Genomic DNA, 26,447 nt, shown 5'->3' on the forward strand with positions numbered 1-26,447 from the left:
TGAAAAGTTCTTGAAACGGTTTCGGCGTCTGGGGCATGAGCGTCATGATGAGAGGCCCGAATATTCTGTCGCCGATGCGTATGGCGTTGCGGGAAATCAGTTCTCCCTCACGGGGCCAGAGCTGTGTCTTGAAATCCGGGTACAGCATGTTATGCAGCCTGTCCGCCCTGCTTGTGTCGGGGTCGGGCAGACGCAGCGGCAAGGGATCGCCGGGTATGAGAGGCCGCCAGTCCCGACCGGTCATCTCCGGGGAAATGCACAAGCGGATGTCCCGCAGAGCCTCATGGGCCGAAAGGGGATGCACCAGCAGGTCAACCTGACGGAAAGCGTCCATCACGCCGGTCAGAAAACCGTTATGGGCGTCATGCAGCGCGGCTACGGCACGGGATACCTGCTGACATCCCGGAATCGTCGGCACCTTGGACATGGCGGCATTGCGTTCCTTCAGGGCTGTTTTCCGCAGGGAATCCGGCAGAACGGCGGGCCTTGTCCAAAGAACGAGCCAGCAGGTTTCCAGAGCGCAGTAGCGTTGCAGCGTGGCTCCCCAGTCATCCAGCAGCGGGCCGATATGAAGGCCCAGATTCTGTGCCGTCAGCCGGGAAGGACGCAGAAGTTCGGTAATTCGGGAAGCGCTGCTTTCCGGGTCGTACTCAAAGACGACCTGAAGCAGGTGCCCCGGCTTGGAAAAGGAAGACTGGAATTTTTCCGTCAGACCGGAAACAATGCTCCCGTATTCTTCTACGCCCACATGCTTCAGGGAACCCTCAAGACGCAGAAGGCTCACGAGACTTCCGTCGTCCGCTACCAGAACGTCGTCATCAACCGTTTCCAGTCGGCAGTAACCGTACACCGGTCCGGCGAAGACTTCAGAGATGGCGCGTATGCCGCAGTCTATGCCATTGACAAGTTTATCCAGCATCAGGATTCCCTCTTCAGAACGACCTGTTGAATCACCACCCCGCGCGGGGTGGTGGCCGTGGAGGCACGGCAGACAAGAACAGTGGCGATAAGACGCTGGGTGCTTTCCACCCCCTGGCTTGATTCGTAGGAAACGATCAGGGGAAACTCGATGCGCCATGTGGCCTTCCCGCTGACCAGCCCGGAGGCGATGATGACCGGGGCACCGGTGGCAACGGACGAGGCGGAAAGCCGTTTTTCCTGAATCATGTTCAGAATCCCGGAGCTTTCCAGAGAGGAAAGGAAGGATTTGAACGTGTCGTCGTCGAAATTCGGTCTGACGGCTTCCAGTTTTTCGCGCCACTCCAGAAAGTTGAGCGACATGGCCCCGGTAATGGTGTCCGACACCCACGTCAGCAGCCCGCTCTGGGTAAGCAGCGGCTGGTCGAGAGGAACCAGAGGCGCGAGGCGCAAATCAGGCGTGGCGGCGAAATATCGGGGTTTCGGCTGATTCAGCAGAAGCAGCGCAATGACGGCCAGGCTGACCATCAGCGCCAGGCTCAGTCCCAGAGCCAGTTTCATGGCGCGATGAAACTGAGTTCTGTACCAGCCGAGACCTCCGATAACGGCAGACGCGTCCGGGGCCGGAGACGAGGCATGAGGTTCCATGCTCAGAGCCTGCCCCGGAGCTTCCGGCAGGGAAGATTTTTCCTTTTTTTTGAACATGCTCATGCCTCGTCTCCTTTGAGGTTACAGGCCGAGATCACTCATGCCGGAGGTCTGATCGGCTCCGAAAAGCGTGGCCGAGCCGGAACCGAGGGTTTCTCCCAGGCCGAGCAGCACGGCTCCGACCAGAATCTTGATGAGGCCGCCGGGATAGGTCGATTCGCCCTGGCGTTTGGTGGCCTTGTACATGTCCACGCAACCCCAGACGCCCATGCCTGCACCGGAGGCGTATCCGGCAAGGGTGACGCCCTTGGCGACGCCTTTGGCGTTTTCCGCCACATTTTCGCCGATTTCTCCGAAGGTGACGGCAGCCTGGACAATCTCAGGCATGAGGAGCCATACGGCGGCGACACCGATAACGGCGGCAGTCCAGCGCAGCGGGGAAATGGAGAGCTGATGATTGATGAAGTTCATAGAGTCCTCCGTACTCAGCCAATGATGTTGGCGATGTATGTTTGCACGTCACCGCCTACCGTGGCCCCCAGGCCGCGCAGGAAAGTGACAAGGTTGACCGCGAGAATGCCTCCGAACAGATGGACAAGGCCCCGGCTGAGATTCATGCTCTGGTTCGGCGTGTCGCGTATGAGACACAGCCCCCGCGCAATGCCGATGACGCCGATGGAGGCAATGGCGTACACGGCGAACTGGATATAGATGGAACCGGGGGACGAAGGCGGGCTGTAGCTCAGGGCCTGTTCCGAGCTTTGGTTGAAAACCGTCATGGACAGAGAATCCATGAGCGCGGGGAGATTCAGCAGCAGAACGGCACAGATGAAGCTCCAGATCGCCGTGGAGCGGTTGAAGCGTTGTTTCCGGCTGACGGCCTGAACAAGGGAGACAACGGCAAAAACAATGCCGATGAGATAGGCAAGCCGGATGATGACGGGCCACCATTGCTGCAAATGCGGAATGACGTTGGCAACGTAATTTTCCATGGCGTCACCTGTCCTTGACGTTCATGACCAGAACGCCCACGGGAGTGCCGCTTTCGAGCCTGACGGTGGGCGGTCGGTCGAAGTTTCTTTCAAAGATTTTTCCGGCCTTTTCGCCGACCTTTCCGGCGGCAATCCATGCCTGATCGCTGACGCTGTAGGTGTTCCAGACCATCTGGTCGGTTACGTCGTTGCCGTAGCCGTAGATGGTACTCTGGGCACCGCTGTAGCGTTTGGCCGTACCCAGTCCTTCCAGAAACGCCGAGGCGACCAGACCGCCCCACCGGCTGAAGAAATGAGTGTCCACGGAACTGGCTACCGAGGCTTCCGAGGTGGTGGGATCAACGGCATAGGATTCCACCTGGATGGTTTCGCCGGAGGGCAGAATGATCCGATTGAAGGCCAGAACAAGGCGTTCGTCATGGCGCTGGAAAGAGCCTGTGAGGCGGGCATTTCTGTATGTGCCTGAGGTGACGGTCGCCAGCACGGCGGACGGAACATCGGAGTTCACTCCCACATCTATGATGGCGTACAACAGGTCACCCGGTTTCACCGCAGGTCTGGAGGATGCCGCGACCGACAGCGTTCCAGCGACAGGCTTCTTTTCGGAGTCCTGCTGGCCGGTCTCATCCTGGAACTCCCGGACATAGGCGATTTGTCCCTGCCCCACGGAAGCGCTGGCCAGCCTGGTGTCCAGTTCGGCCAGGTCATCCATCATCCTTTTGAGCATGGCGTTGTCCGTGCGCGGCGTCTGAACAGGCACGGTGCGTACCTGAGCAACCGGCGGAGGCGACGGAGGGGTATCCTGCTTCTTGACGACAACGGACTTCTTTTCTCCTATCGGCGTGGGAATGAAACTCGCACCGCTTTGAAGCGCCGCGTTGGCCTGTTGCGCGTCGTGTTCCTTCAACTTCTGGTTGTATTCCTCAGAGCCGACGCCGCCCGCCTGCCCGCTTACGGCTTCCGTTCTTGCAGATGCCATTTTTGAGGTGCCGGACGGCTTTTCCGGCGTGAACAGCAGAAACGAGGCAAGAACAATGACAACGGCGGCAGCCAGCCCCAGAAGGCTGAAGAGTATGAATCGCCGCTTTTTTTCCGTGCTGGTGATAGCCATGTGTCCGCCTTATTTGAGAGTATTTTTCAGAAGGATGGTCTGCACGCTTCCTTCACGGGAAAGCATGATTCTTGTCGTGACGGGCAGCTCGTAACATTTGGTGGAGCCTGCCCCGTTGACGACGGCAGTCCATGCCGGCCACATCAGGCTGTGCGTGGTTCTGACGTAGTGTTTTCCGTTGTATTTCCAGGCCATCACGGCATCCGAATCCGGTTCGGAACGAAGACGCACGGCATCATCCGGGGGGACGCGGTCAAGAAAGGACAGCATGGCGGAGCTGGCGGTTTCCTTGATGGTGCTGGTCAGGGGAATCGCAGCCTTCGGACCATGGTGGGCGAGCTGAATCAGCACCAGCGCGTCGGCTTTGCGTTCAGGAGCGCGGACGGAATCCGACTCAAGCCTGATGACCAGCGGTATGTCCCGATTTTCCAGAGTGACCACGAGGGTTGACGTGGCATAGCCCTGTATGGGCATGACATTGAGCAGATTGCCTTCCGGCAGTTCCGGGCGGAGAACCTGAAACGAGGAAGGCCCTCCGTTGGTCACGGAAGTAATGGGCCACGGCTGACCTGTGGAGTCATGAAAAACCAGCGATGTGGCGATGTTGGCCGTGGTAAATACCTTGACCGGCGCACGACCGGGTTCCAGCGTGACGCGCACCGTTCGGGTCCGCAGGTCGGGGGAAACGGGCAAAAGCGCTCGTTCACGCTGATCCGACCGTTTCCGGTATTCCTGTATGTGTTCCTTATCCAGCGGCATCATCTGCCGCAGGCTTTCCTCAAAAAGCGCCTGCGCCTCCTGGGCCTTTTTCAGGTCCGAACCTGAGGGGGCGGGCGTTTTCTGTGCCGATTCTTCGGGCAAGGAGGCCGAGTCGGCGGATTGCCCGTGAACGGTCGCCATCGTTGCGGGGGAAAGATGCGTCCGAGGTGCGGCGGAAGTCTCTGCCTGGGCGTCCCACGGCAGCGAAAGCAGAACCAGTATTCCTAAAGAAATCAGTTGCTTCACGGTAGCTCCTTATGCGTATGTCGGTATGGCTGGGGATTCAGAATTTCTGCCGAACAGCAGTTCCGGGCGGTGAAAATAGGAAATCGGCGTCTGCACGTTGGCAGCGTTGGGCGTATAGCGTCGTTCCTGTGCTTTCCGACGGTACTCAAGAAGAAAGGCCACAATGCTCCTGGTGTTGTCCGCAGGAACATCTTCGGCAGCGGGAGCGCTGTGAATGGAGTGCAAATGCAGCCAGATGCCGAAAGCCATGGCCTCGTTGAAGGGAGCATCAAATTTTTCCGCAAATGCCCGGAAGAGAGGACGCAGTCTTTCTTTTTCTGCTTTCTGCCGTTCCTGGATGCGTTTTTCTTGTTCCTCTCTTTCCTGCATGGCCTTTTGCACGCCGGGATCAGGCCGCCGTCTCGAAGGAGAGCCGGAAGAAAGGGCATCAAGCCATCGCTGCCCGCGAAGCCAGTTTCCAAGCTGGGGGATGAATCGTCCCTGTTCCCGGTGCCAGCTTTCCTGAGCCATGCAATGCTGAAGAGCGGCGTGAAGTTCAGATACGGGAGGAAGCTGACCGCAACGGGCCAGACGGAACCAGGCAAGCCGGGCGAAGCCTTTTGCCTCTTTTTTGGGATAGAGATTCCATACGTTTTCAAAATCCTGTTCAGAAGAAATCCCACACCCCACCGAAGGCGCAGAGAGAGCCGTAGGCTGCGGAGTCTCTTCTGTCGTTTTGGGGGGAAGGGGGGTGTTTTTTTCTTGTTTTTGTTTGTTAAAATTATTTATGTAGCCAGAACTTGACTTGTTGCAGGTAAAAACTCGTTCACTTCTTTCAGAATTTGACTCGTCAGCGTTATTATTATGTTCAGGTCTTATAAGATAATACACAGAAGAGCGGTAATGCTCCTTTCGTATGGCAATGAGATTTTCACGCACAAGTTCAGCAAGATAATTTTTTACACTGCTGATGCTGCAAGACAGACGAGAAGCAAGAGTGGCATGGGAAGGCCAACAATGATCTTTTTCAGAAGCATAGTTGCACAGTAAGGCATACATGACTTTTGCTCCAAGTGTGATGCGCTTTTCCAAAATAAATTGTGGAAGAATAGGACCAAAAATGTTTCCTTTAGGCGCAAATGTCTCCATATGTCTTTCTCCAAGCCAAGGAAAAAGATACTTTTGCAGAGCTGAATATTGACAACAACCGGTAATTCAGCTATTGTTCTTTCAGATTCTTTTGAGAAAGAACAAATGTTCTGCAAGAAGCCGTTGGGGTGCCACCTGACGGCTTTTTGTTTTTTCCGAAGCTTTTTTCATCCTCAAAACCTTGAGGCAGGTTGCGCTGAACTGCGCCTGTCGCATGACCTGCAAAGGATTGCTGGTGGCGCCCTGACAAAGCGGCGCTTGAGGAATCGCCGATCGGTCTGAAGGGATCTGAGGAACCTGAGCAGGCAGAGTGCTGTTTGCCGGGGGGATGGCAGAGGCTTCAACAGAAGACCTCTTCGCACATGAGACGCGGCAGAATCCTGGGCCGCTTCAGATGCGGAAGAAGCCTCCAGCGGTGCTTTTTCAGCACGGGAACAGGGCAGATTTTTTGAGGGAGCAGAGGGAGAAGAAGACGACTCCAGGAAGAGAAAACGGAGCCGTGAGAGAAGACAGGAAGAGAAAGGACGGTGTGAGAAGGGATACTTTCAGCGGGCAAAAACAGGACGGCGCGCCGAGAGCATGGGTTACAAAAGCGGGTTACAAGCACAGAGAGTTTTGGTGACATTTTATGCCCCTCAATGTGCTATAACTCATTGAAATATAATGGCGGTAGGCGCATGTAAAACGGCTTTCACGCCGTCGACAGGGGTTCAAATCCCCTTGGGGACGCCAAATTTAGGTACAAAGAAGAATGCCAAAGTCCAAAAGACCTTGGCATTCTTTGTTTTTTCATTCCAATACGGTTTCCCGAAATCCAGCCTCGTCCGCTTGCATCCATGAAATTTGTGGGTATATCCGTAGGTAGGAATGTGGTACGACATTTCCGATACCTACACGGATAACCGGCCGGAATCAAACATATTTTTGTCCATGTGGGTATCTCTCCGTCCAACGACAACCAGGGAGTGCCCATGCCTCTTACCGATACCCACATCCGCAGTCTGAAACCCGATTCAAAGCCCCGCAAATATTTCGACGGCGGCGGCCTGTTCCTCTATGTGCCCACCAGCGGCAGCAAGCTCTGGCGGATGGCTTACCGCTTTGACGGCAAGAGCAAACTGCTCAGTTTCGGGGAATACCCCAGCGTCTCGCTCAGGGACGCCAGAGAACGACGCGAGGATGCCCGGCGTCTGCTGGCCAAAGGCGTTGATCCTTCCGAGCAGAAACGGGAAGAAAAGAAGGCCAGAATCTCAGCCGAACGCGAGAGCTTCCAGAATATCGCCAGAGAATGGCATGAAACCCGCATGGCGGAGTTTTCTGAAAAGCATCAGGGAACCGTCATGTACCGGCTGAAAACCTACATCTTTCCACGTATTGGCAAAATGCACATCGCCAAACTGGAAACACGGGATATCATGGAGGTGGTCAAGCCTCTGGAGCAGCGGGGAAACTATGAGACTTCCCGGAGAGTGCTGCAGATCATCAATCAGGTATTCCGCTATGCGGTCATCACGGGCCGGGCAAAGCACAATATCGCAGCCGATCTTCGGGGAGCCTTGAGGCCGAGAAAAACGGTCCATCGCGCGGCGGTGCTGGAACCGGAAAAAGTCGGCCAGCTTTTGCGGGATATCGACGCCTACGAAGGCTATTTTCCTCTGGTCTGTGCCTTGAAGCTGGCTCCGTTGGTTTTCACCCGTCCCACGGAACTGCGGGCTGCCCAATGGAAGGAATTCGACCTTGAGTCCGGGGAATGGCGCATCCCTGCGGAACGCATGAAAATGCGCCGTCAGCATCTTGTGCCCCTGTCCCGGCAGGCAATGTTCATTCTTCGGGAACTTCAAAAATACTCCGGGGAGGGAAAATTCCTTTTTCCCTCCATCCGCACGGAGGTACGGCCCATTTCCGATGCGACCATGCTTAATGCGCTTCGGCGCATGGGCTACCAGAAGCACGAAATGAGCGTGCATGGTTTTCGCTCCATCGCATCCACACTGCTCAACGAACTCGGCTATAACCGGGACTGGATTGAGAGGCAGCTTGCCCACGGGGAGCAGGACGAAGTGCGTGCGGCATACAATTATGCGGAATATCTGCCTGAGCGCCGAAAGATGATGCAGGATTGGGCGGACTATCTGGACGGATTACGCAACACACAGCAGAAAAGAAATAAGGAGGGAGTATGAAAAAGGACACCATGACAGACCGTGATGTTTGTATCTCCATCGGGAAAATAGAAGACGAGACGCAGGTGACGAGCAATGACACCGGCTGGAGTGAAGAAGAAAAGGAGCGTATGAGACAATACGGCTATGACGACATGGACATGATCCGGGCGTGGTATAGCTGAAACAGGTTTTACAGGAAAACAGCGGCACGGAAGGTACATGACTATCCCTGCCGCTGTTTTTTATTGTCCATTTTTGGGCGACAGGGTATCCTTTCCTCCATGACAGACCGACAGAACATAACCATAGGCAGAGTGCGGCAGGCGTATGGCCTGACAGTCAGAGAAGGTGAAATGCTTGCCCAGGCACTCTGGCCTGACGCCGTTCAGCCTCTGGGGCTATGGCACACGACCTATGAAAATTGCTGGCAGGCATTTGTTGCGGGCAATCATGTCGCATATGGAACGCAGATGCCGGAATTTCCTTCAGTGCCGGAACTGGGGGCGGGCATTCAGACATATCTGCTTGGCTTTGATGTGATGGAATTTTTCAGAAAGATATCAACGCTTGTTCCTGTTACCTCCCTACAATATGGGTTGAATGTCATTCTTGAAGAATCCTTTGAAGATACGGCGTCTGTCTTTCCCGAGGAACGAGAATTTCTGTTCAGCAGTTTGAAAATACTGAGCACAGAAGACATCTTCGCGCAGTATTCACCGGACTCGCCTCTCTTTGAGAAACCGATATTCTCCATTCCCGCCTCAAGTTATCACTTCATTGCGCATATCTTTGCCGATACCATAATGGTGGATAGGAACGTTGCTATAAGATATCTCCGTTATTACCCCTTACGCCGAGAAGTGAAAGGCATCACCCGTGCCCTTGTGGAGGCCGTTTTACGGACAGCTTCGCCAGAATCTTCCGTTGCCGACAAAGCGGTGGCAGTTCCCCTGTGTGAAAGGGCACCGCATGATGGCAAATTCGTTTTTCGTATTCCCAGAGCCTTTTGGGAAGGGAGACCGGACGCCGCCGTCCGTGACGCCATGAAAGAAAAGTATCCTCTTTCAGTCATCGCTTATGTTCTCCTGTATTGGTGTGGTCCTCAAAAATCCGAGACCAGTCACAAAACTCCGCAGGGCAGAAAGACGCATGTGGGGCGCTTGCTTGCGGGCAAAGAGTACAGGGACGACAAATCCTATCGCAATTTGATGGATATGCTCCTCAAGGAAGCAGATGCATACTCCATAGTCAAGGAATGACCAGCTTGCCATTTTCCCGTATTTTTTAGATTTTCCCGTCATTTTCCCGTCCGATTCCCTCACGGGAATCTTCGGACGTGTGCCAGAGTCTCCTGAAATCCAACCAGATTCAGGAGATTTTTTTATGAAACAGCATCAACCGTCCATCCCCGCTCACGGCCTTTTGCGTCTTCCTCAGGTTCTCAACATGATTCCCATAAGCAAGAGCGCATGGTGGGAAGGGTGTCGCACCGGACGTTATCCCAAACCCGTGAAGCTCGGTCCCAGAACAACAGTCTGGCGGGCGGAGGACATTGCCGTATTTATCGAAAGCCTTGGCCGTCAGGGAGAGAATCATGAATAATCCCCTGCAAACCTTTCGGGACATCCTGACCGACAAGGGATTGATTCCGGCCGAAATCATGGCGGACGGGAACTTGCATCGTTGTCCTACCCAGACCAAACCGCACAAACAAAACGGTGCATATATCGCGCATGTCGATACCCCTGCGACGCTTTGGTGGTGCAACTGGGAAAACGGAGAACAGGGCACGTTTTGCGCCGAAGCAAAACAGACACTTTCAAGTGCGGAAATATCCGCATGGCGGGAGCGTCAACACTCCATACAGCGGCAACGCGAAGCGGAATATACCGAACGCCATGCTGAAGCGGCTCAACTGGCCAGACAGGAATGGAACTCTGCGCGTAGGTGCGATGCCAACCATCCTTATCTGTGCAGCAAGGGCATTACAGCTTTGGAAGGCATACGGCAGGCACGAGACGGTTCCCTGCTTGTTCCTGTTATGGATGCCGCACACAATCTGCAAAGTCTGCAACGCATCTATCCCGATGGAACAAAACGTTTTCTTGTGGGCGGCAAGGTATCTGGAGGACAATTCATCATTCAGGGGCAGCCGGAAAAGCCTGTTGCCGTTTGTGAGGGGTTTGCTACGGGCACAAGTATCCATCTTGCCACAGGCTGGACGGTTTATGTGGCCTTTTCCGCAAACAATCTCGCGAGAGTGGCCAAGACGGTGAAAGAACGATTGCCGGACAAGACAATCATCATTTGCGGCGACAATGACGAAGCAGGACTCAGGAAGGGGGAAGAGGCAGCCGGACTTGCAAACGCTCAACTTCTGTTTCCCCACTTCACCGACGCCAACGGTACGGATTTTAATGACCTTCACCAGATAGAAGGCATTGAGGCCGTCCGTTCGCAACTGGAAACGGCGCTGATCAAACAGCAAGGTCTTATCGCTCTGGACATGGGCGAATTTCTTTCCATGTCCATACCTGAACGGGGGTATCTTTTATCGCCCGTTCTTCCGGTACAGGGCATAGGCATCCTGTACGCTCCGCGCGGTATAGGCAAGACATTCGCCGCGTTGAGCATCGCCGTTGCGGTGGCTTCCGGCGGAGCCGTGTTCAACTGGCGTGCGCCGATGCCCAAGCGAACGCTGTATGTGGATGGGGAAATGCCCGCCACGTCTATGCAGAACCGTCTTTCCGCTCTTGTCAACGGCATGTCTGTTCCTCCGCATACGTTGAAAAACATGGCGCTCATCACACCGGATCTACAGCCCTGCCCCATGCCGGATTTGTCCACAGCCAGCGGACAGACCATGATTGAGCCGTTTCTGAAAGACGTAAACATGGTTGTGCTGGACAACATTGCAACCTTGTGCCGCACCGGCAAGGAAAACGAGTCTCAGTCCTGGCAGACCATGCAGGCGTGGTTGCTGGAATTACGCCGCAGAGGGATGACCGTCCTGCTTATCCATCATGCCGGAAAATCCGGCGACCAGCGCGGCACCAGCGCCAGAGAAGACATTATGGACACGGTGATCAGTCTGCGCAGGCCCAGGGAATACAGCATGGCCGAAGGCGCACGTTTTGAAGTTCACCTGACCAAGGCGCGGGGCATATTGGGCGATGACGCCAAACCCTTTGAGGCCAACCTGATTACCGAAGGCAATGCCCTGCATTGGCGGGTTCGGGACATTGAAGATGTGGAACTGGAGGAATTGAAAAGGCTGCTCGGCGAGGGATACAGCATTCGTGACTGCGCCGAGGAAATGGGAAAATCAAAATCGTCTGTCCACAGATTGAAAAGAAAACTGGAAGGTCTCGCTTGACCATTTTCCAGGTGTCCCGCTGTACCGCTGCCTAAGCACCGGTACAGCGGGACACCTGCAATATTCATCGTATCTGTCATCCCATGAAGTCCAGCCAAATCCGAACAGATTTTCAATTCTTGTCCCGCGTAAACTGAAAAAGTGTTCCGCATTCCTGTCACAGAAAGAACGGGACATCCATTGATACAAGGAAGTATTGCCATGTCCTATCTCGTACTCCACATGGACAAATTCAAGAAGGAGGCCATACGCGGCATCCAGAGCCACAACCGGCGGGAGCGGGAGAGCCACAGCAACCCCGATATTGACTACGACAGAAGCGCGGCGAACTACGAGCTGCACGAAGCCGCAGCATCGAACTATGCCGAAGGCATTCAGAATCGTATTGACGACCTCCTGCTGGTCAAATCCGTAAGAAAGGATGCCGTACGCATGTGCGGGCTTATCGTCACTTCGGACAAGGCGTTTTTTGACAGGCTCACGCCGGAGGATACAAGGCGTTTCTTTGAGGAGAGCAAAGCCTTTCTCACGGAGTTTGTGGGCGCGGAGAATGTCATTTCCGCAATGGTCCACATGGATGAAAAGACGCCGCACATGCACTTTCTTCATGTACCGGTGACGCCGGACGGGAGGCTCAACGCCAATAAAATTTATACCCGCCAGAGTCTGCGGAAACTGCAATCCGAGCTTCCCGCCTATCTGCAAAGCCGGGGCTTCGTCATTGAGCGCGGCGTGGAACAGACACCTGGTTCCGTGAAAAAGCATCTGGATACCCGCGAATTCAAGCAGCAACAGGAAGCATTGAAGAAACTGATTCAGGAATCCGAAGAGGCCACACGAAACTCACGACAGTTTATCAGCTCATTGGAACAGCGTGAAGAAGAGTTGAGAAAGAGCATAGAGGAGTATGAACGGCAGGCTGAGGAGACGGAAAAGTTTCTTCAGGAAGATTCCTCTCTACCGAAAGCCTCTCTTTTTAATTATCCGTCCGTGCTTGAGAAAGCCTCATCCATTATTGGAGAGCTGAAAAAGGCGCTTGCCGTCAAACATCTTGTTCAGAAGCAGAAAGAAAGTCTGCAACAGGAAGTGGAAACGTTACGTCAGAAACAGATTCGGCTTGAAGCGGAATACACGGCTCACAGGAAACATAACCATGAGGAAAAAGAGGTGCTGGAAACTCAGTTGAAGAAAATGAAGAGAATCATGGCAGGCTATCGGGAATTTTTGCTTCTGCCGGAAATCCGTCCGCTGCATATCGAGTTCGTGGAGCGCAAGCGTGCCGAACAGCTCCAACGGCAGCAGGAAGAGGAACGGCAGCGGCAGACGCAGGAGGCGCGGGACAGGGAGCGTCGGCAGGCGCACTTCGCCCGTGGCATGAGAATGAGGTAAGGCGTCGGGAGGGAATCTTCGCACAGGCCGAAGATATAGCCCACTATGCTTCACTGACGTGAAGCCAGTGGGCAAGCGTCCCGCTTGACCGGAAAAGACAAAATACCCATCCGGGGCATAGCTCCAACGAGTCAGAGGAGAACCATCATGACCATCACCACAACACAATTGAAGGAAATCAGACAGGAATTTGCTGCTCTTAAACCCGCTTCCGTCACACTGGACGGGAATCGAACCATGTCCGTAAAGGAAGCAGTCTTTGCTCTGGCACCGACACTGGAGCGTATGAAGAAGCGCGGTTTCGGCACACAGGAGATTGTCGAGCGCCTGCACGAAAAAGGCATTGAAGTGAAGGCTCCGACCCTCGCCAAATACCTGAGCGAGTTCAGACGCCGGAAAGAAAAGAAGAGAGACACACCCCGCCCCGCCTTGAAGAAAACGGCGGCTTCCACGCCCTCTGCCTGCATCCGCGAATCGGACAGATGCGGAGGTGGATTTGTTCAGCCGGACATCCCTGACGAAGAGTTATAATGTTATCAACAGGAAGTATTCCCAAGACAGCGACATGGGAGGCGATTTGCGGATTGCCTCCCTGTTTTTCACCAGACTGTAAAGCGATTGAAAATTGACCTATCTCTTGATATTTTCGGAGAAATCGCATTCCCCGCTATCAGGAGATATTTGTAGATGGCCGACAACAGAAAAGAGCAGGAACGCGCGGAACTTCACCGCGCCATATGGAACATCGCCAATGACCTTCGTGGAAGCGTCGATGGCTGGGACTTCAAGCAGTATGTCCTGGGGATGCTGTTCTACCGGTATATTTCCGAAAATCTGACGGTCTATCTCAACAAGAGGATGGCGGATGCTGGGTTCGACGGTTTTGACTACGCAAATATGCCCGATGAGAAAGCGGAAACAGCCCGTCGGGAAATGGTCTCCACCAAGGGCTTTTTCATTCTGCCGAGTGAACTTTTTGCCAATGTCTGCCGGAATGCCGCACAGGACGACAATCTGAATGAAACGCTGGAAAAGACATTCAAGCATATAGAGGAATCCGCCTCCGGTTCGGAAAGCGAAGACAATTTTAAAGGTCTGTTTGACGATATGGACGTCAACAGCAAAAAACTGGGCGATACCGTAGCCAAACGCAATGAAAAGCTGGTCAAACTGCTGCAAGGCGTTCAGGGCATGAATCTCGGCAGCAATTATCAGGACAATACCATTGATGCTTTCGGCGATGCCTATGAATTCCTCATGGGCATGTATGCTTCCAATGCGGGTAAAAGCGGCGGGGAATATTATACGCCGCAGGAGGTTTCGGAGCTTCTTGCCAGAATAACCACCGTCGGCAAAACAACGGTCAACAAGGTTTATGACCCGGCCTGCGGCTCCGGTTCCCTGTTGCTGAAATTCGCCAAGATACTTGGCACGGAAAACGTGCGTGACGGATTTTTTGGTCAGGAGATCAATATTACGACGTACAACCTTTGCCGAATCAATATGTTCCTGCATGATGTGGGATATGACAAGTTCGACATCGCCCTTGGTGACACGCTGACCGATCCGCAACACTGGGATGATGAACCGTTTCAGGCTATTGTTTCCAATCCTCCGTATTCCATCAAATGGGCTGGGGAAGATAATCCGGTTCTCATCAATGACCCTCGTTTTGCTCCCGCCGGAGTGCTTGCGCCGAAATCCAAGGCCGACCTCGCCTTTATTCTCCATGCCCTGTCGTGGTTGTCCGCTGACGGTACGGCGGCCATTGTCTGTTTTCCCGGCGTCATGTACCGGGGCGGCAAGGAAGGAAAGATCCGCAAGTACCTCGTAGACAATAACTATGTGGATTGCGTCATTCAGTTGCCGGACAACCTCTTTTTCGGGACGACCATCGCTACCTGTATCATGGTGCTGAAAAAGGGCAAGAAGGATAATACCGTCCTGTTCATTAACGCTTCTGCCGAGTGCGTGAAGGCAACCAATTCCAACAAGCTGACGGACGCCAATACCGGGAAGATTCTTGATGCCTTTATCAGCAGAAAGGACGAAAAACACTTTGCCAGAGTCGTCCCCAGCGCCGAAATCGAGGCTCAGGGCTATAATCTTTCTGTTAGCACCTATGTGGAGCAGGAAGACAGGCGCGAAGTCATAGATATTCGCCAGCTCAACAGGCAGATTGAAGAGATCGTGGCGCGTGAAGCCGTGCTTCGCGCTGAAATTGACAAAATCATCGCCGAAATAGAGAGCTGACGCCATGAATATTGATGAACGCAGCCTTGCCAACGCGCAGCGTCTGTTCGAAAGCGGCGACATTGACCGTATGGAAGTGGGCACGACAAAAGGCCTGCAACAAATACATGCCTGGCTTTTTGACGGTCTGTACGACTTTGCCGGGCAGATACGCACCGTCAATATCGCCAAGGGCAACTTTCGCTTTGCCAACTGTCTGTACCTGAAAGAAATTCTGGCTGTTATCGAAAAAATGCCGGAAACGGCCTTTGAAGAAATCATCGCCAAATATGTGGAGATGAACATTGCCCATCCCTTCCGGGAAGGAAACGGCCGCGCTACACGCATTTGGCTGGATATGATGCTGAAGAAGAACTTGGGCAGGGTGGTGGACTGGCAGCGGATAGACAGGGATGCCTATCTTCAGGCCATGGAGCGCAGCCCAGTGAATGATTTGGAGTTGCGTGCGCTTATCCAGCCCCATCTGACGGATAAAGTCAACGACCGTGAAGTTATCTTCAAGGGAATCGAGCAGTCCTATTATTATGAAGGGTACAGAAAATGAGCAGACTTGAAGAACTTATTACGGAGTTGTGCCCCAATGGGGTGGAATATAAATCTCTCGGGGAGATTGCTTTATCTATTTATAGAGGATCTGGTATTACACGAGACCAAATTCGAGATCAAGGGATTCCTTGTGTAAGATACGGTGAAATTTATACGACATATGATATTTGGTTTGACAAATGTGTTTCATTTACCGATGAATCACTTATTTTGAATAAAAAATATTTTGAATATGGAGATGTTCTTTTTGCAATTACAGGTGAAAATGTTGAAGATATTGCAAAATCATGTGTATATATAGGAAATGAAAGATGCCTTGCCGGTGGTGATATCGTTGTAATGAAACATAGTCAAAATCCTAAGTATCTCAGTTATGCGTTATCAACAAAGTCTGCTCAATCTCAAAAAAGCAAGGGAAAGGTAAAAAGTAAAGTAGTTCATTCAAGTGTTCCGTCCATACAAAAAATCTTAATCCCCGTCCCCCCACTTCCAGTTCAGGAAGAGATAGTAAGGATATTAGACAATTTCGCAGAGCTTACCGCAGAGCTTACCGCAGAGCTTAACAAAAGAAAGCAGCAATATCAATATTACAGAGATTACCTCTTGACATTTGATAAGAGAGGGGCGACCTCCCAGACAGACAGACAGACAGACAGACAGACAGACAGCGGTAAATAGTATCCTGTGGAAACGGATTAAAGATGTCTGTAAAAATATTTCATCTGGAGGAACTCCGTTGAAGTCGAAAAGTAGTTACTACAATGGAGATATTCCTTGGCTTCGGACACAAGAAGTCAAATTCTGTAATATTACCAAGACAGAGATGGCTATTTCACAGGCAGGTCTTGATAACTCATCCGCGAAATGGATACCGAAGAACTGTGTAATTGTGGCAATTTCAGGAGCCTCAGCCGCAAGATGTGCTGTCAATAAAATTCCTCTGACAACAAATCAGCATTGCTGTAACCTTGAGATTAATTCAAATATTGCGCTGTATAGGTATGTTTTCTATTGGATTAGCAGTCAGTATGAAAATTTGAAGGCTCTTGGACAAGGAGCGCGTGAGGATTTGAATGTGGGTAGGATTTGCAATTATCCCATTCCCGTTCCCCCTCTTGCCGAACAAGCCCGCATCGTTTCCATCCTCGACCGTTTTGATGCTCTTTGTAATGACCTGACCAGCGGCCTGCCCGCGGAAATTGAGGCGCGTAAAAAGCAGTATGAATATTACCGCGACAAGCTGCTGACTTTCAAGGAAGCCGTATGACGACCCGTTTCAACATGGTGGCGCAATGCCCGGAAAGCACGGTTGTAGCCGAATATACTCCCTCCAGAATTCGTTCCGACGCCTATCAGAGCGAAGCGGATCTGGAGAAAGAATTCATCCGCCAACTGTGTTCGCAGGGCTATGAATATTTGTCTGTACACAATGAAGCCGCACTTGTGGACAACCTGCGCCGCCAGTTGGAATTGCTCAACAACTATACTTTTTCTGACCAGGAGTGGCGACGCTTCTTTACGCAGCACCTTGCCAATGCCAATGAAGGCATTGAGGAAAAGACACGTCGCATTCAGGAAGATTGTGTCATCAACCTGACCAGAGATGACCGTACAACAAAAAATATCACGCTGCTGGACAAGAAAAACATTCACAACAACCGTCTTCAGGTCATCAATCAGTATGAAGAGAGTGCGGGAACCTATCAGACACGGTATGACGTGACTATTCTGGTCAATGGCCTGCCTTTGGCGCATGTGGAGTTGAAGCGCCGAGGGGTGCCCATCCGGGAAGCTTTTAACCAGATAAAGCGCTATCAGCGTGACAGCTTCTGGGCCGGGTCCGGGCTGTATGAATATGTACAGATATTCGTCATTTCCAATGGTACGCATACCAAATATTATTCCAATACCACCCGGGAGGCTCACGTCAGGGAACAGAATAACAGCGGTAGGCGCAAGAGCAAAAAGACCAGCAACTCTTTCGAGTTCACTTCCTATTGGGCGGACGGCAACAATACCGTCATTGCTGATCTTGTGGACTTTACCAAGACATTCTTTGCCCGCCATACCCTGCTGAATATCCTTACCCGGTTCTGTGTGTTAACTACCGAAAAAATGCTGCTGGTAATGCGTCCTTATCAAATAACGGCCACCGAGCGTATTTTGCAACGACTGGAAATAGCCCACAACTATAAAAAAGCGGGAAGCGTGGAAGGCGGAGGCTATATCTGGCACACCACGGGTTCCGGTAAAACGCTGACTTCCTTCAAGACGGCCCAGCTTGCCACACGCCTTCCCTATGTGGACAAGGTGCTTTTTGTGGTTGACCGCAAAGATTTGGATTACCAGACCATCAAGGAGTACGACCGCTTTGAAAAAGGCGCGGCCAACGGCAACAATTCCGTTTCCGTACTGACACGGCAACTGGAAGATTCCGGCTGCCATATCATCATCACGACTATTCAAAAGCTGGGCATTTTCATTAGGCGCAACCCCAAACATCCCGTTTTCCAGCAGCGTATCGTACTTATTTTTGACGAATGCCACCGTTCCCAGTTTGGCGATTTGCACACGGCCATTGTCAAAGCATTCAGGCAGTACCACCTGTTCGGTTTTACCGGTACGCCCATTTTTGCGGTCAATGCCGGAACGGGCGGTAATCCCTTGTTAAAGACCACAGAACAGGCTTTCGGCGATAAACTGCACACCTACACCATCGTCAACGCCATTAATGACGGCAACGTGTTGCCGTTCCGCATTGATTACATCAATACTGTGAAGATGGCGGAAAACGTCAGGGATTACAAAGTTCAGGCCATTGATATTGAAAAGGCCCTTGCTGCACCGGAGCGTATCTCGGGTGTGGTCAGATACATTATCGAGCATTTTGACCAGAAGACCAAGCGCAACAGCTTTTACTCTCTGAAAGGTCAGCGCGTGTCGGGATTTAACTCCATCCTGGCCGTCAGCTCCATTCCCATGGCTATCGCCTATTACAAGGAATTGAAAAAGCAACTGGCGGAACTGCGTCGGGAAATGACCATAGCTACTATCTTCAGTTTCAATCCCAACGAAGCCGATCCCGAAGATGCTATTGCCGATGAAAGTTTTGATACCGCCGGTCTTGATGCCACATCGCGCGATTTTCTGGAATCCGCCATTACCGATTACAACACAACATTCAACACAAACTACGATACATCGGCCGACAAGTTCCAGAACTACTATAAAGACCTGTCGCAGCGCATGAAAAACCGTGAGATTGACCTCCTTGTGGTGGTCAACATGTTTCTCACTGGGTTTGACGCGACAACCCTTAATACTCTGTGGGTGGACAAAAATCTCAAATACCACAGCCTGATACAGGCATATTCCCGCACCAATCGCATTCTCAATTCGGTCAAGACCTTCGGCAATATCGTCTGTTTTCGTGATTTGCAGAAGGAAACGGATGACGCCATTGCGCTGTTCGGCAATAAGGATGCGGGCGGTGTCGTACTGCTGAAGACGTATGAAGACTACTATAATGGTTTTGATGAGGAAAAATCAGATGGTGATACAAAACATACAAGTGGCTATAAAGAACTGATAGAAAACCTGCTGACGCGCTTTCCTCTTGAGCAGTCTATCATCGGCGAGCAGGACGAGAAAGATTTTATCGCGCTCTTTGGTTCAATTCTGAGGATGCGGAATATTCTGACAGCGTTTGACGATTTCAAGGGCAATGAAATTCTGTCCGAGCGACAGTTGCAGGACTATCAGAGTATGTATCTTGATCTCTATCAGAAACATCGGCCCGGCAAGGTGGAAAAGGAAGACATTACATCTGATGTGGTCTTTGAAATGGAACTGGTACGGCAGGTGGAAATCAATATCGACTATATCCTGATGCTGGTCGAAAAATACCGCGCTTCCCACGGCAAAGACAAGACCATCCTCGCGTCCATCGGCACAGCTATCAATTCAAGTATTGAACTGCGCAGCAAAAAAGAACTCATTGAGGGTTTTATTGCCGATATCAATGTCTCCGCTTCTGTGAGCGAGGACTGGAGGCGCTATGTTGATGAACGCCGTGAGGCTGATATAAAGGCCCTCATCGCACGGGAAAAACTGCAACCGGAAGAAACCAGAAAATTTCTGGATAACGCCTTCCGTAGTGGCGAACTGAAAACGATAGGCGAGGATATTCAGAAAATCATGCCGCCGAGTAATCCGTTTGACATAAAAAGCAGCGAAAAGAAAAAAGGGATTATAGATAGACTAAAGGAGTTTTTTGAAAAATACATTGGCATTGTGTAATGTTTCATTCGCACAACCATTATTCAACTTTATCATATGGAAATTTTTGATTATCCGTGTGTCTCCATCGGTGAGAGGGGTAGTGTCCAAAGAGGCCCAAGAAAAAATTTTACAAATTTTTAATTTTGAGGGTATTTTTGGAGGTACTCCTAAAAAATATTTTTATAATAATATGTAAAATCAAATAGATAAATTAATATTTTTATCCCCTTGGGGACGCCAACAAGAGATCAAGGCACCTGCAGTGATGCAGGTGCCTTTTTTTCGGTTGGGACATGCTTTGCGGGAGTGTCCACGGGGAATTGGCCTTGCCTCGGGCAAGGTCGCGTGGCCTGCAGGGACCATCCCGTCTTTTCGATCAGAACAGCCGCCGCATGCGGGCATCCCGGACGGACGACGGCTGCCCCTCCCCCGCTCCTCCTCTGAAAAAAGGTAGCATGTTTTTTAAAGTCGTGTTACAGTTTAGGGGAACACGCCTTGTGAAAAGGTCTCATCCTGCTTTGGGGAGGTCCCTGTGGAAAAAATGAGGACGGGCACACTGCTGTTGTGCTGGCTGCTGCTCTGCGGTCTGATTCTCCTGGCCGGCTGCCGGGACCAGGACGGGGAGAGGGCCGCTGCGCCGCGCACCGAACTGGTCTACGCCAGCACCAAGGATATCCGGGACATCAATCCGCACCTGTACGGCGGCGAGATGGCGGCCCAGGGCATGGTCTTCGAGCCTCTGGTCATCAATACGGCGGAAGGTGTCCGGCCCTGGCTGGCCGAAAGCTGGGAGATCTCGCCCGACGGCCGCGTCTATACCTTCCATCTGCGCCGTGGTGTGACCTTCAGCGACGGGGCGCCCTTCGACGCCGAAGCCGTCCGCCTGAACATGGATGCCATCATCGCCAACCGCCTGCGCCACGCCTGGCTGGACCTCATCAACGAGATCGAGCGTCACGAAGTCGTGGACAGCCACACCTGGCGTCTGGTACTCAGGCACCCCTACTATCCCACCCTCATCGAGCTGGGGCTGCTGCGTCCCTTCCGCTTCATCTCGCCGTCCTGCTTCATCGGCGGCCAGACGCGTGACGGCGTGCGCGGCCTTGCGGGCACGGGCCCGTGGATCCTGAAGGAACACAAGGAGAACCAGTACGCCCTGTTCACGGCCAATGCCTCCTACTGGGGCGAGAAGCCCCGTCTGCAGGCCGTGCGCTGGAAGGTGATGCCCGACCATCAGGCCATCCTGCTGGCCCTGCACAAGGGGGACGTGGATCTGGTGTTCGGGGCCGATGGCGACATGCTCAACCTGGACAATTTCGACGCCATCCGCCGGGAAGGGCGCTATGCGGCGGCCATCAGCCAGCCCATCGCCTCGCGGGCCATACTGCTCAACGCGCACCAGCCCTTCACCCGGGAGCGGGACGTGCGCCTGGCCCTGCAGTACGCGGTGGACAGGGAAGGCATCGCCGCCACCATCCTCAACGGTTCCGAGACCGTGGCCCCCAGTCTGCTGGCCCCCACGGTGCCCTATTGCGACCTGCCGCTGGAGGCGCGCGGCCATGACCCCGAAAAGGCGGCCCGCCTGCTGGACGGGGCCGGATGGCGCATGGCGGCCGACGGCTGGCGCTACAAGGACGGGCAAAGGGCCGGCGTGCGCCTGTACTACAATGCGCAGAACGCGCAGGAGCGCAGCATCGGCGAGCACATGCAGGCGGACCTGAAAAAGATCGGGGTGGAGATGAAGATCGTGGGCGAGGAGAAGCAGGCCTTTCTGGATCGCCAGAAGAGCGGCGACTTTGAATTGCAGTACTCCCTGTCCTGGGGCACGCCCTACGATCCGCAGTCCTATCTTTCCTCGTGGCGCATCCCGGCGCACGGGGACTATCAGGCCCAGCTGGGCCTGGAGCGCAAGGAATGGCTGGACGCGGCCATCACCCGCCTGATGACCGAGACGGACGAGGAGCGCCGCAGGGCCCTGTATGCGGAGGTCCTCGGCTATGTGCATGACGAGGGCGTCTACATCCCGCTGACCTATTCCCGGACCAAGGCCGTCCATGTGCGGGAGCTCAAGGGCGTCTCGTTCGGCGTGTCGCAGTACGAGATCCCCTTCGGGAAGATGTATTTTTGATGCGTCCCGTTCCCGGTTTCCGGCGGGCATGGCCTGGAGGACACCGGCGGGGATGAAGGATGGACATGAAGCATTGCCTGTTGCGTCGCCTGACGGGGCTCGTGCCGCTCTTGCTGGGGATATCGTTCCTGTCGTTCGTCCTCGTCCAGCTCAGCCCCGGGGATCCGGCGGAGGTGGCCATCCGGGTCAACGACATGACCCCCACGCCGGAGCTGCTGGCCGAGGTGCGCGCGCAGCTGGGGCTGGACAGGCCCTTCCCGGAACGCTACCTGCGCTGGCTCGCGGGTGTGCTCCGGGGCGATTGGGGCACGAGCTATGTGACCGGGCGGCCCGTGGTCGGGGAGCTGGCCCGGGCCCTGCCGCCCACCCTGATGCTGGCTGGGACGGCCGCGATCATCATGCTGGCATGCAGCCTGGCCGTGGCCCTGGTCTGTGTCCGGCATGAGGGCAGGGCGGTGGACCGCCTGCTGCGGGGCCTGCTTTTTCTGGGCACCTCCGTACCGGCCTTCTGGGCGGGGCTGCTGCTGATCTGGCTGTTCTCCGTCCATCTGGACTGGCTGCCCACCGGCGGCCTTGAGGGGCCGTCCTCGCTGGTGCTCCCGGCCGTGACGCTGGCCCTGCCGTATCTGGCCGCCTATGCCCGGCTGCTGCGCAACAGCATGGTGCGGACAGCGCAGGAGGACTTCGTCCTCTATGCCCGGGCCTGCGGCCGCAGCCGGGGGGCCGTCCTGCGCATGGTGCTCCGCAATTCCCTGCAGGCCAGCCTCACGGCCCTGGGTATGAGCCTGCCCAAGCTGGTGGCGGGCAGTTTCGTGGTGGAGTGCATCTTTGCCTGGCCCGGGCTGGGGCGCCTGTGCGTCACGGCCATCTTCAACCGGGATCTTCCCGTCATCCAGGCCTACGTGCTGCTCATGGCCGTGCTGTTCGTGGCCGGCAACCTGTGCATGGACATCTGCGCCTCCCTGCTGGATCCGCGCCTGCGCGAACGGGGGCTGCGATGAGGTGCGTGCGGGCATTGCTGCATGACAGGGCGGGCCTGGCCTGCCTGCTGTTCCTGGGCGCCGTGCTGCTGGCGGCCCTGCTGGCCCCGTGGCTGGCGCCCTGGGATCCGCTGGCCGTGGACGGCAGCCGCAAGCTGGCCCCCTGCGGGCCCGAACACTGGCTGGGCACGGACAGGCTGGGGCGCGACATCTTTTCCCGCCTGCTCTACGGGGCCCGGGCCACGCTGGGCGTCTCGCTGCTGGCCATGATGGCCACGGTCTCGCTGGGGGCCCTGCTGGGCATGCTGGCGGGCCTCGTGCGCGGGCGGGTGGAGGCCTGCGTCATGCGCCTGTGCGACGTGATGCTCTCCTTCCCCGGCGAGGTCATGGTGCTGGCCATCGTGGGCATGCTGGGGCCGGGGCTGGAGAACGTGGTGCTGGCCTGCGTGGTGGCCAAGTGGCCCTGGTACGCGCGCATGATGCGGACCGTCACCCTCCGTTACGCGGACAGGGACTTCGTGCGTTTCGCGCGCGTGGCGGGCTACGGCACGGGCCACATCATCCGGCGCCATCTGCTGCCCTGCGCTGCCGGGGAGATCAGCGTCCTGGCCACGCTGGATACCGGCGCGGTGATCCTGATGGTCTCGGCCCTGTCCTTCCTGGGGCTCGGCGTGCAGCCGCCCACCCCGGAATGGGGCATGATGCTGGGCGAGGCGCGCGAGGTGATGGTCCTGTATCCGTGGCAGATGCTGCCGCCCGGCCTGGCCATCCTGCTGGTGGTGGCGGCCTGCAATTATCTGGGCGACAGCCTGCGTGATGCCCTGGACCCCAGGCACGCCCTGCACAAGGAGCCTGTGCTGTGAATCATGGACATCCCGTGCCGCTGCTGGAACTGCGGCATGTTTCCGTCACGGAGGGCCTGTCCGGCAGGCCGCTGGTACGGGACGTGAGTTTTTCGCTGCAACGCGGGCACTGTCTGGGCATCGTGGGCGAGAGCGGCAGCGGCAAGAGCCTGCTCTGCCGGGCCCTGCTGGGCCTGCTGCCGTCCGGGCTGGTCAGGAGCGGGCAGCTGCATTTCGACGGCCGCGACCTGGGCCGTCTCGATCCCGCGGGCTGGCGGGAGCTGCGCGGCACGGGCATGGCCGTCATCCTGCAACAGGCCATGACGGCCTTCGATCCTCTCCGGCCTTTGGGAAAGCAGCTGGCGGGGACCTTGCGGGACACGGCGGGGCTGTCCGCGTCCCGGGCCCGTGAGGCCGTCCGTGAGGCCCTGCAACGGGTGGGGCTGCCGGAGACCGTCCTGCACGGCTATCCGCATCAGCTGTCCGGCGGCATGCTGCAACGCTGCATGATCGCCCTGACCCTGGCCCTGCGCCCCGCGCTGGTGGTGGCCGACGAGCCCACCTCGGCGCTGGATGCCTGCCATCAGCAGCAGGTGCTGCGCTGTCTGGCCGACGTGGCCCGTGATGCCTCCCTGATCTTCGTCTCGCACGATCTTGGCGCGGTGCAGCAGCTGGCCGACGACGTGCTGGTCATGCAGGCGGGGCGCTGCGTCGAATACGGGCGGGCGGCACAGCTTTTCGATGCGCCGCGCCATGCCTGCACCCGGCATCTGGTACGTACCCGGCTGGCCCTGTGGCGGGGCTTCCGGCAGGCCCTGGGGGGCAGATGATGACCGGCAGCGACATCTTCCTTTCTGTGCAGGATATCTGGAGATCCTACACTGTCCCGCATGGAGGGCCCTCCATGCCCGTGCTGCGGGGGCTGGACTTCTGTCTGGAGCGGGGCGGGATGACCGGCCTTGTGGGCGAGAGCGGCAGCGGCAAGAGCACGCTGGCGCGCCTGCTGCTGGGGCTGGAGCGGCCCGACCGCGGCACCGTGCTGCTGGACGGCCTGCCCCTGCGGCAGTGGCGGGCCCGGGGCGGCAGGCTCTCCGTGGTCTTTCAGGACTATATGACCTCGGTCGATCCGGGCTTCACGCTGGCGGAGGTCGTGGACGAAGGGCTGGGGCCGGGCTGCCGCCTTTCCCGCCGGGAGCGGCGGCGCCAAGTGGACAGGCTGCTGGAGCGCGTGGGGCTTTCCCCTTCGCTGGCCGGCCGTCTGCCGCATGAACTCAGCGGAGGGCAGGTGCAGCGGGCCTGCATCGCCCGGGCACTGGCCGCACGGCCGTCCTTCCTGGTGCTGGACGAGGCCGTGAGCTCGCTGGATGTCCCGGTACAGGTACAGGTGCTGGAACTGCTGCGGGACATACGCAACGACATGACCTGCCTGTTCATCACCCATGACCTGCAGGCCGCGACGCTGGTCTGTGACAGTCTGCTGGTCCTGGATCAGGGCCGCTGTGCGGAGCATCTGCCGGTATCGCGGCTGGGGAGCGCCCGCAGCCCGCGCTTGCGGCGGATGCTGGAAACGGTCGTCCCCTTCCGCTCCGCCTGGGACGGGAGCCGTGACGAGGGCGACGGGGCGGAGGATGCCGACGGTACAATGCCGCGCGGAACGGGGGACAGAACGCAGGGCTCTCCGCCATAACGCATCCTGCGGGCAGGACGGCATGGAGAGACCACAGATTGACGACGCGGTACCGGTGGAAGATGACCGGCCGCATCCCGCCATGAGGCGGGTAAGACTGCATGATCGTGCCGTGGGGAAAAGGGGCGGATTCCAGGACCGGGACAGCCGATCCCCGCGCGGCACGGCAAAGGAGCACATGATGGAGCAGACAGCCGGCGCCCCCCGGGGCGCTGTGACGGCCCGGCCCGGGCTCGACGGGCGCATCCGGCGTTACTGGACCCGGCGTTCCGGCGCCTTCGGGCAGGTCCGCCGCGAGGAATTGCACAGTGACAAGTCTTCCCTGTGGCGGGCGGAGATCCTGCCCTGGCTGCCGCGCCGGGAAGATGGTGCCCCCCTGCGCATACTGGATCTGGGCACGGGCGCGGGATTTTTTGCCATCCTGCTGGCGCAGGCTGGCTGTGAGGTCACGGGCATCGATCTGAGCGAGGGGATGCTCGCCCAGGCCGCCGCCCTGGCCGATGAGGCAGGCTGCACGGTGGACTGGCGCTGTATGAGCGCCACGGAGCTGGACTTCGGGGAGGCCGCCTTCGACGGCGTGCTGGCCCGCAACCTGACCTGGACGCTGACGGATCCCGAGGCGGCCTATGCGGAGTGGCTGCGGGTGCTGCGGCCCGGCGGCGTGCTGCTCAACTTCGATGCCGATTACGGGGCCGTGGATTTCACCCGGCTTGCCGACGAGCAGGGGCAGCATGCCCATGCCGACATGGACAGGGCCCTTTTGCAGGAAGGCGAGGCCATCCGCCGGGCCCTGCCCCTGAGCCGCCGGGAGCGGCCGCAGTGGGACATGGAGGCCCTGGCTCGGGCGGGCTTTGTCCGTTGCAGCTGCGATACCGGGCTCAGCGGACGGATCTTCGCCCGGCGGGACGCCACGTACAATCCTGTCCCCATGTTCACCCTGCGCGCGTACCGGCCCTGATCTCCCGCCCCGTGGCGGGGATGCGGCGGAGGGGCCTGTT

General features: G+C 55.9%; 25 protein-coding genes. 19 read left to right on the top strand and 6 right to left on the bottom strand.

Annotated elements, in window-relative coordinates; all coding sequences use genetic code 11:
• Positions 1-918: 918 nt before the first annotated feature.
• From DESPIGER_RS11840 to DESPIGER_RS11865, 6 genes are read right to left on the bottom strand one after another with little or no spacing between them, the layout of a single operon-like run.
• Positions 919-1,629 carry a DotI/IcmL/TraM family protein gene (locus DESPIGER_RS11840; RefSeq protein WP_072337217.1) on the bottom strand — a complete coding sequence of 237 codons (711 nt, stop codon included), beginning with the start codon at positions 1,627-1,629 and terminating at the stop codon, positions 919-921.
• Positions 1,630-1,647: 18 nt separating this feature from the next.
• Positions 1,648-2,037, bottom strand: coding sequence for a hypothetical protein (locus tag DESPIGER_RS11845; RefSeq protein ID WP_072337219.1), 390 nt, complete (start codon positions 2,035-2,037; stop codon positions 1,648-1,650).
• 14 nt (positions 2,038-2,051) lie between these two features.
• The gene (locus tag DESPIGER_RS11850) at positions 2,052-2,558 is read right to left on the bottom strand and encodes a hypothetical protein (RefSeq protein ID WP_072337221.1); all 507 of its coding nucleotides are present in this window, start codon (positions 2,556-2,558) and stop codon (positions 2,052-2,054) included.
• A gap of 4 nt (positions 2,559-2,562) precedes the next feature.
• Positions 2,563-3,669: a DotG/IcmE/VirB10 family protein gene (locus DESPIGER_RS11855; RefSeq protein WP_072337223.1), complete on the bottom strand. Its 1,107-nt coding sequence runs from the start codon at positions 3,667-3,669 to the stop codon at positions 2,563-2,565.
• A 9-nt stretch (positions 3,670-3,678) separates the two neighbouring features.
• Positions 3,679-4,674: a DotH/IcmK family type IV secretion protein gene (locus DESPIGER_RS11860; RefSeq protein WP_072337225.1), complete on the bottom strand. Its 996-nt coding sequence runs from the start codon at positions 4,672-4,674 to the stop codon at positions 3,679-3,681.
• 9 nt (positions 4,675-4,683) lie between these two features.
• Positions 4,684-5,802, bottom strand: coding sequence for a helix-turn-helix domain-containing protein (locus DESPIGER_RS11865; protein WP_083575404.1), 1,119 nt, complete (start codon positions 5,800-5,802; stop codon positions 4,684-4,686).
• A 328-nt stretch (positions 5,803-6,130) separates the two neighbouring features.
• Between DESPIGER_RS11865 and DESPIGER_RS13385 the strand changes: the two genes are divergently transcribed.
• From DESPIGER_RS13385 to DESPIGER_RS11945, 19 genes are all read left to right on the top strand, one after another.
• Positions 6,131-6,424, top strand: coding sequence for a hypothetical protein (locus DESPIGER_RS13385; protein ID WP_147524749.1), 294 nt, complete (start codon positions 6,131-6,133; stop codon positions 6,422-6,424).
• Between the two features lie 349 nt (positions 6,425-6,773).
• On the top strand, positions 6,774-7,985 hold the full coding sequence (locus DESPIGER_RS11870; protein ID WP_072337229.1) for a tyrosine-type recombinase/integrase: 1,212 nt from the start codon (positions 6,774-6,776) through the stop codon (positions 7,983-7,985).
• Entirely contained in the window at positions 7,982-8,149 is a 168-nt protein-coding gene (locus tag DESPIGER_RS13145) for a hypothetical protein (protein WP_173783295.1), read from the top strand. The genes DESPIGER_RS11870 and DESPIGER_RS13145 overlap by 4 nt, the downstream gene beginning before the upstream one ends.
• Before the next feature lie 99 nt (positions 8,150-8,248).
• Positions 8,249-9,226 carry a hypothetical protein gene (locus DESPIGER_RS11875; protein WP_231927578.1) on the top strand — a complete coding sequence of 326 codons (978 nt, stop codon included), beginning with the start codon at positions 8,249-8,251 and terminating at the stop codon, positions 9,224-9,226.
• Positions 9,227-9,350: 124 nt separating this feature from the next.
• Positions 9,351-9,569, top strand: a complete 219-nt coding sequence (locus DESPIGER_RS11880; RefSeq protein WP_072337233.1) for a helix-turn-helix transcriptional regulator — start codon at positions 9,351-9,353, stop codon at positions 9,567-9,569.
• On the top strand, positions 9,562-11,343 hold the full coding sequence (locus tag DESPIGER_RS11885; RefSeq protein ID WP_072337235.1) for an AAA family ATPase: 1,782 nt from the start codon (positions 9,562-9,564) through the stop codon (positions 11,341-11,343). The genes DESPIGER_RS11880 and DESPIGER_RS11885 overlap by 8 nt, the downstream gene beginning before the upstream one ends.
• Before the next feature lie 222 nt (positions 11,344-11,565).
• Positions 11,566-12,732, top strand: a complete 1,167-nt coding sequence (gene mobV, locus DESPIGER_RS11890; protein WP_231927579.1) for a MobV family relaxase — start codon at positions 11,566-11,568, stop codon at positions 12,730-12,732.
• Between the two features lie 147 nt (positions 12,733-12,879).
• Positions 12,880-13,263, top strand: a complete 384-nt coding sequence (locus tag DESPIGER_RS11895; RefSeq protein WP_072337238.1) for a protein MobC — start codon at positions 12,880-12,882, stop codon at positions 13,261-13,263.
• A gap of 156 nt (positions 13,264-13,419) precedes the next feature.
• Complete coding sequence (locus DESPIGER_RS11900) at positions 13,420-14,985, top strand: type I restriction-modification system subunit M (RefSeq protein ID WP_072337240.1); 1,566 nt, start codon at positions 13,420-13,422, stop codon at positions 14,983-14,985.
• Between the two features lie 4 nt (positions 14,986-14,989).
• Positions 14,990-15,529: a protein adenylyltransferase Fic gene (fic, locus tag DESPIGER_RS11905; RefSeq protein WP_072337242.1), complete on the top strand. Its 540-nt coding sequence runs from the start codon at positions 14,990-14,992 to the stop codon at positions 15,527-15,529.
• Entirely contained in the window at positions 15,526-16,209 is a 684-nt protein-coding gene (locus tag DESPIGER_RS13205) for a restriction endonuclease subunit S (protein ID WP_197678005.1), read from the top strand. Before fic ends, DESPIGER_RS13205 begins: the two co-directional genes overlap by 4 nt.
• A complete protein-coding gene (locus DESPIGER_RS13210) occupies positions 16,142-16,798 on the top strand; it encodes a restriction endonuclease subunit S (RefSeq protein WP_197678006.1) in 657 nt (218 codons plus the stop codon). The genes DESPIGER_RS13205 and DESPIGER_RS13210 overlap by 68 nt, the downstream gene beginning before the upstream one ends.
• Positions 16,795-19,830: a type I restriction endonuclease subunit R gene (locus DESPIGER_RS11915; protein ID WP_072337244.1), complete on the top strand. Its 3,036-nt coding sequence runs from the start codon at positions 16,795-16,797 to the stop codon at positions 19,828-19,830. Before DESPIGER_RS13210 ends, DESPIGER_RS11915 begins: the two co-directional genes overlap by 4 nt.
• Positions 19,831-20,353: 523 nt before the next feature.
• The gene (gene nikA / locus DESPIGER_RS11920; RefSeq protein WP_072337752.1) at positions 20,354-21,940 is read left to right on the top strand and encodes a nickel ABC transporter substrate-binding protein; all 1,587 of its coding nucleotides are present in this window, start codon (positions 20,354-20,356) and stop codon (positions 21,938-21,940) included.
• 59 nt (positions 21,941-21,999) lie between these two features.
• On the top strand, positions 22,000-22,941 hold the full coding sequence (opp1B, locus tag DESPIGER_RS11925; protein ID WP_197678007.1) for a nickel/cobalt ABC transporter permease: 942 nt from the start codon (positions 22,000-22,002) through the stop codon (positions 22,939-22,941).
• Entirely contained in the window at positions 22,938-23,783 is an 846-nt protein-coding gene (gene opp1C / locus DESPIGER_RS11930) for a nickel/cobalt ABC transporter permease (protein ID WP_072337248.1), read from the top strand. Before opp1B ends, opp1C begins: the two co-directional genes overlap by 4 nt.
• On the top strand, positions 23,780-24,592 hold the full coding sequence (locus DESPIGER_RS11935; RefSeq protein ID WP_231927581.1) for an ABC transporter ATP-binding protein: 813 nt from the start codon (positions 23,780-23,782) through the stop codon (positions 24,590-24,592). Before opp1C ends, DESPIGER_RS11935 begins: the two co-directional genes overlap by 4 nt.
• 74 nt (positions 24,593-24,666) lie before the next feature.
• Entirely contained in the window at positions 24,667-25,449 is a 783-nt protein-coding gene (locus DESPIGER_RS11940; protein ID WP_197678008.1) for an ABC transporter ATP-binding protein, read from the top strand.
• A gap of 178 nt (positions 25,450-25,627) precedes the next feature.
• Positions 25,628-26,407, top strand: coding sequence for a class I SAM-dependent methyltransferase (locus DESPIGER_RS11945; protein ID WP_162273866.1), 780 nt, complete (start codon positions 25,628-25,630; stop codon positions 26,405-26,407).
• Positions 26,408-26,447 lie beyond the last annotated feature (40 nt).

Origin of the sequence: Desulfovibrio piger (assembly GCF_900116045.1) — a bacterium.
Taxonomy (GTDB): Bacteria; Desulfobacterota; Desulfovibrionia; order Desulfovibrionales; family Desulfovibrionaceae; genus Desulfovibrio; species Desulfovibrio piger_A.

Excerpts from the sequence above, each read along its gene's own strand:
- DESPIGER_RS11840 (WP_072337217.1), bottom strand. The coding sequence starts at position 1,629 with ATGAGCATGTTCAAAAAAAAGGAAAAATCTTCCCTGCCGGAAGCTCCG.
- DESPIGER_RS11845 (WP_072337219.1), bottom strand. The coding sequence starts at position 2,037 with ATGAACTTCATCAATCATCAGCTCTCCATTTCCCCGCTGCGCTGGACT.
- DESPIGER_RS11850 (WP_072337221.1), bottom strand. The coding sequence starts at position 2,558 with ATGGAAAATTACGTTGCCAACGTCATTCCGCATTTGCAGCAATGGTGG.
- DESPIGER_RS11855 (WP_072337223.1), bottom strand. The coding sequence starts at position 3,669 with ATGGCTATCACCAGCACGGAAAAAAAGCGGCGATTCATACTCTTCAGC.
- DESPIGER_RS11865 (WP_083575404.1), bottom strand. The coding sequence starts at position 5,802 with ATGGAGACATTTGCGCCTAAAGGAAACATTTTTGGTCCTATTCTTCCA.
- DESPIGER_RS13385 (WP_147524749.1), top strand. The coding sequence starts at position 6,131 with ATGGCAGAGGCTTCAACAGAAGACCTCTTCGCACATGAGACGCGGCAG.
- DESPIGER_RS11870 (WP_072337229.1), top strand. The coding sequence starts at position 6,774 with ATGCCTCTTACCGATACCCACATCCGCAGTCTGAAACCCGATTCAAAG.
- DESPIGER_RS13145 (WP_173783295.1), top strand. The coding sequence starts at position 7,982 with ATGAAAAAGGACACCATGACAGACCGTGATGTTTGTATCTCCATCGGG.
- DESPIGER_RS11875 (WP_231927578.1), top strand. The coding sequence starts at position 8,249 with ATGACAGACCGACAGAACATAACCATAGGCAGAGTGCGGCAGGCGTAT.
- DESPIGER_RS11880 (WP_072337233.1), top strand. The coding sequence starts at position 9,351 with ATGAAACAGCATCAACCGTCCATCCCCGCTCACGGCCTTTTGCGTCTT.
- DESPIGER_RS11885 (WP_072337235.1), top strand. The coding sequence starts at position 9,562 with ATGAATAATCCCCTGCAAACCTTTCGGGACATCCTGACCGACAAGGGA.
- mobV (WP_231927579.1), top strand. The coding sequence starts at position 11,566 with ATGGACAAATTCAAGAAGGAGGCCATACGCGGCATCCAGAGCCACAAC.
- DESPIGER_RS11895 (WP_072337238.1), top strand. The coding sequence starts at position 12,880 with ATGACCATCACCACAACACAATTGAAGGAAATCAGACAGGAATTTGCT.
- DESPIGER_RS11900 (WP_072337240.1), top strand. The coding sequence starts at position 13,420 with ATGGCCGACAACAGAAAAGAGCAGGAACGCGCGGAACTTCACCGCGCC.
- fic (WP_072337242.1), top strand. The coding sequence starts at position 14,990 with ATGAATATTGATGAACGCAGCCTTGCCAACGCGCAGCGTCTGTTCGAA.
- DESPIGER_RS13205 (WP_197678005.1), top strand. The coding sequence starts at position 15,526 with ATGAGCAGACTTGAAGAACTTATTACGGAGTTGTGCCCCAATGGGGTG.
- DESPIGER_RS11915 (WP_072337244.1), top strand. The coding sequence starts at position 16,795 with ATGACGACCCGTTTCAACATGGTGGCGCAATGCCCGGAAAGCACGGTT.
- nikA (WP_072337752.1), top strand. The coding sequence starts at position 20,354 with ATGAGGACGGGCACACTGCTGTTGTGCTGGCTGCTGCTCTGCGGTCTG.
- opp1B (WP_197678007.1), top strand. The coding sequence starts at position 22,000 with ATGGACATGAAGCATTGCCTGTTGCGTCGCCTGACGGGGCTCGTGCCG.
- opp1C (WP_072337248.1), top strand. The coding sequence starts at position 22,938 with ATGAGGTGCGTGCGGGCATTGCTGCATGACAGGGCGGGCCTGGCCTGC.
- DESPIGER_RS11940 (WP_197678008.1), top strand. The coding sequence starts at position 24,667 with ATGCCCGTGCTGCGGGGGCTGGACTTCTGTCTGGAGCGGGGCGGGATG.
- DESPIGER_RS11945 (WP_162273866.1), top strand. The coding sequence starts at position 25,628 with ATGATGGAGCAGACAGCCGGCGCCCCCCGGGGCGCTGTGACGGCCCGG.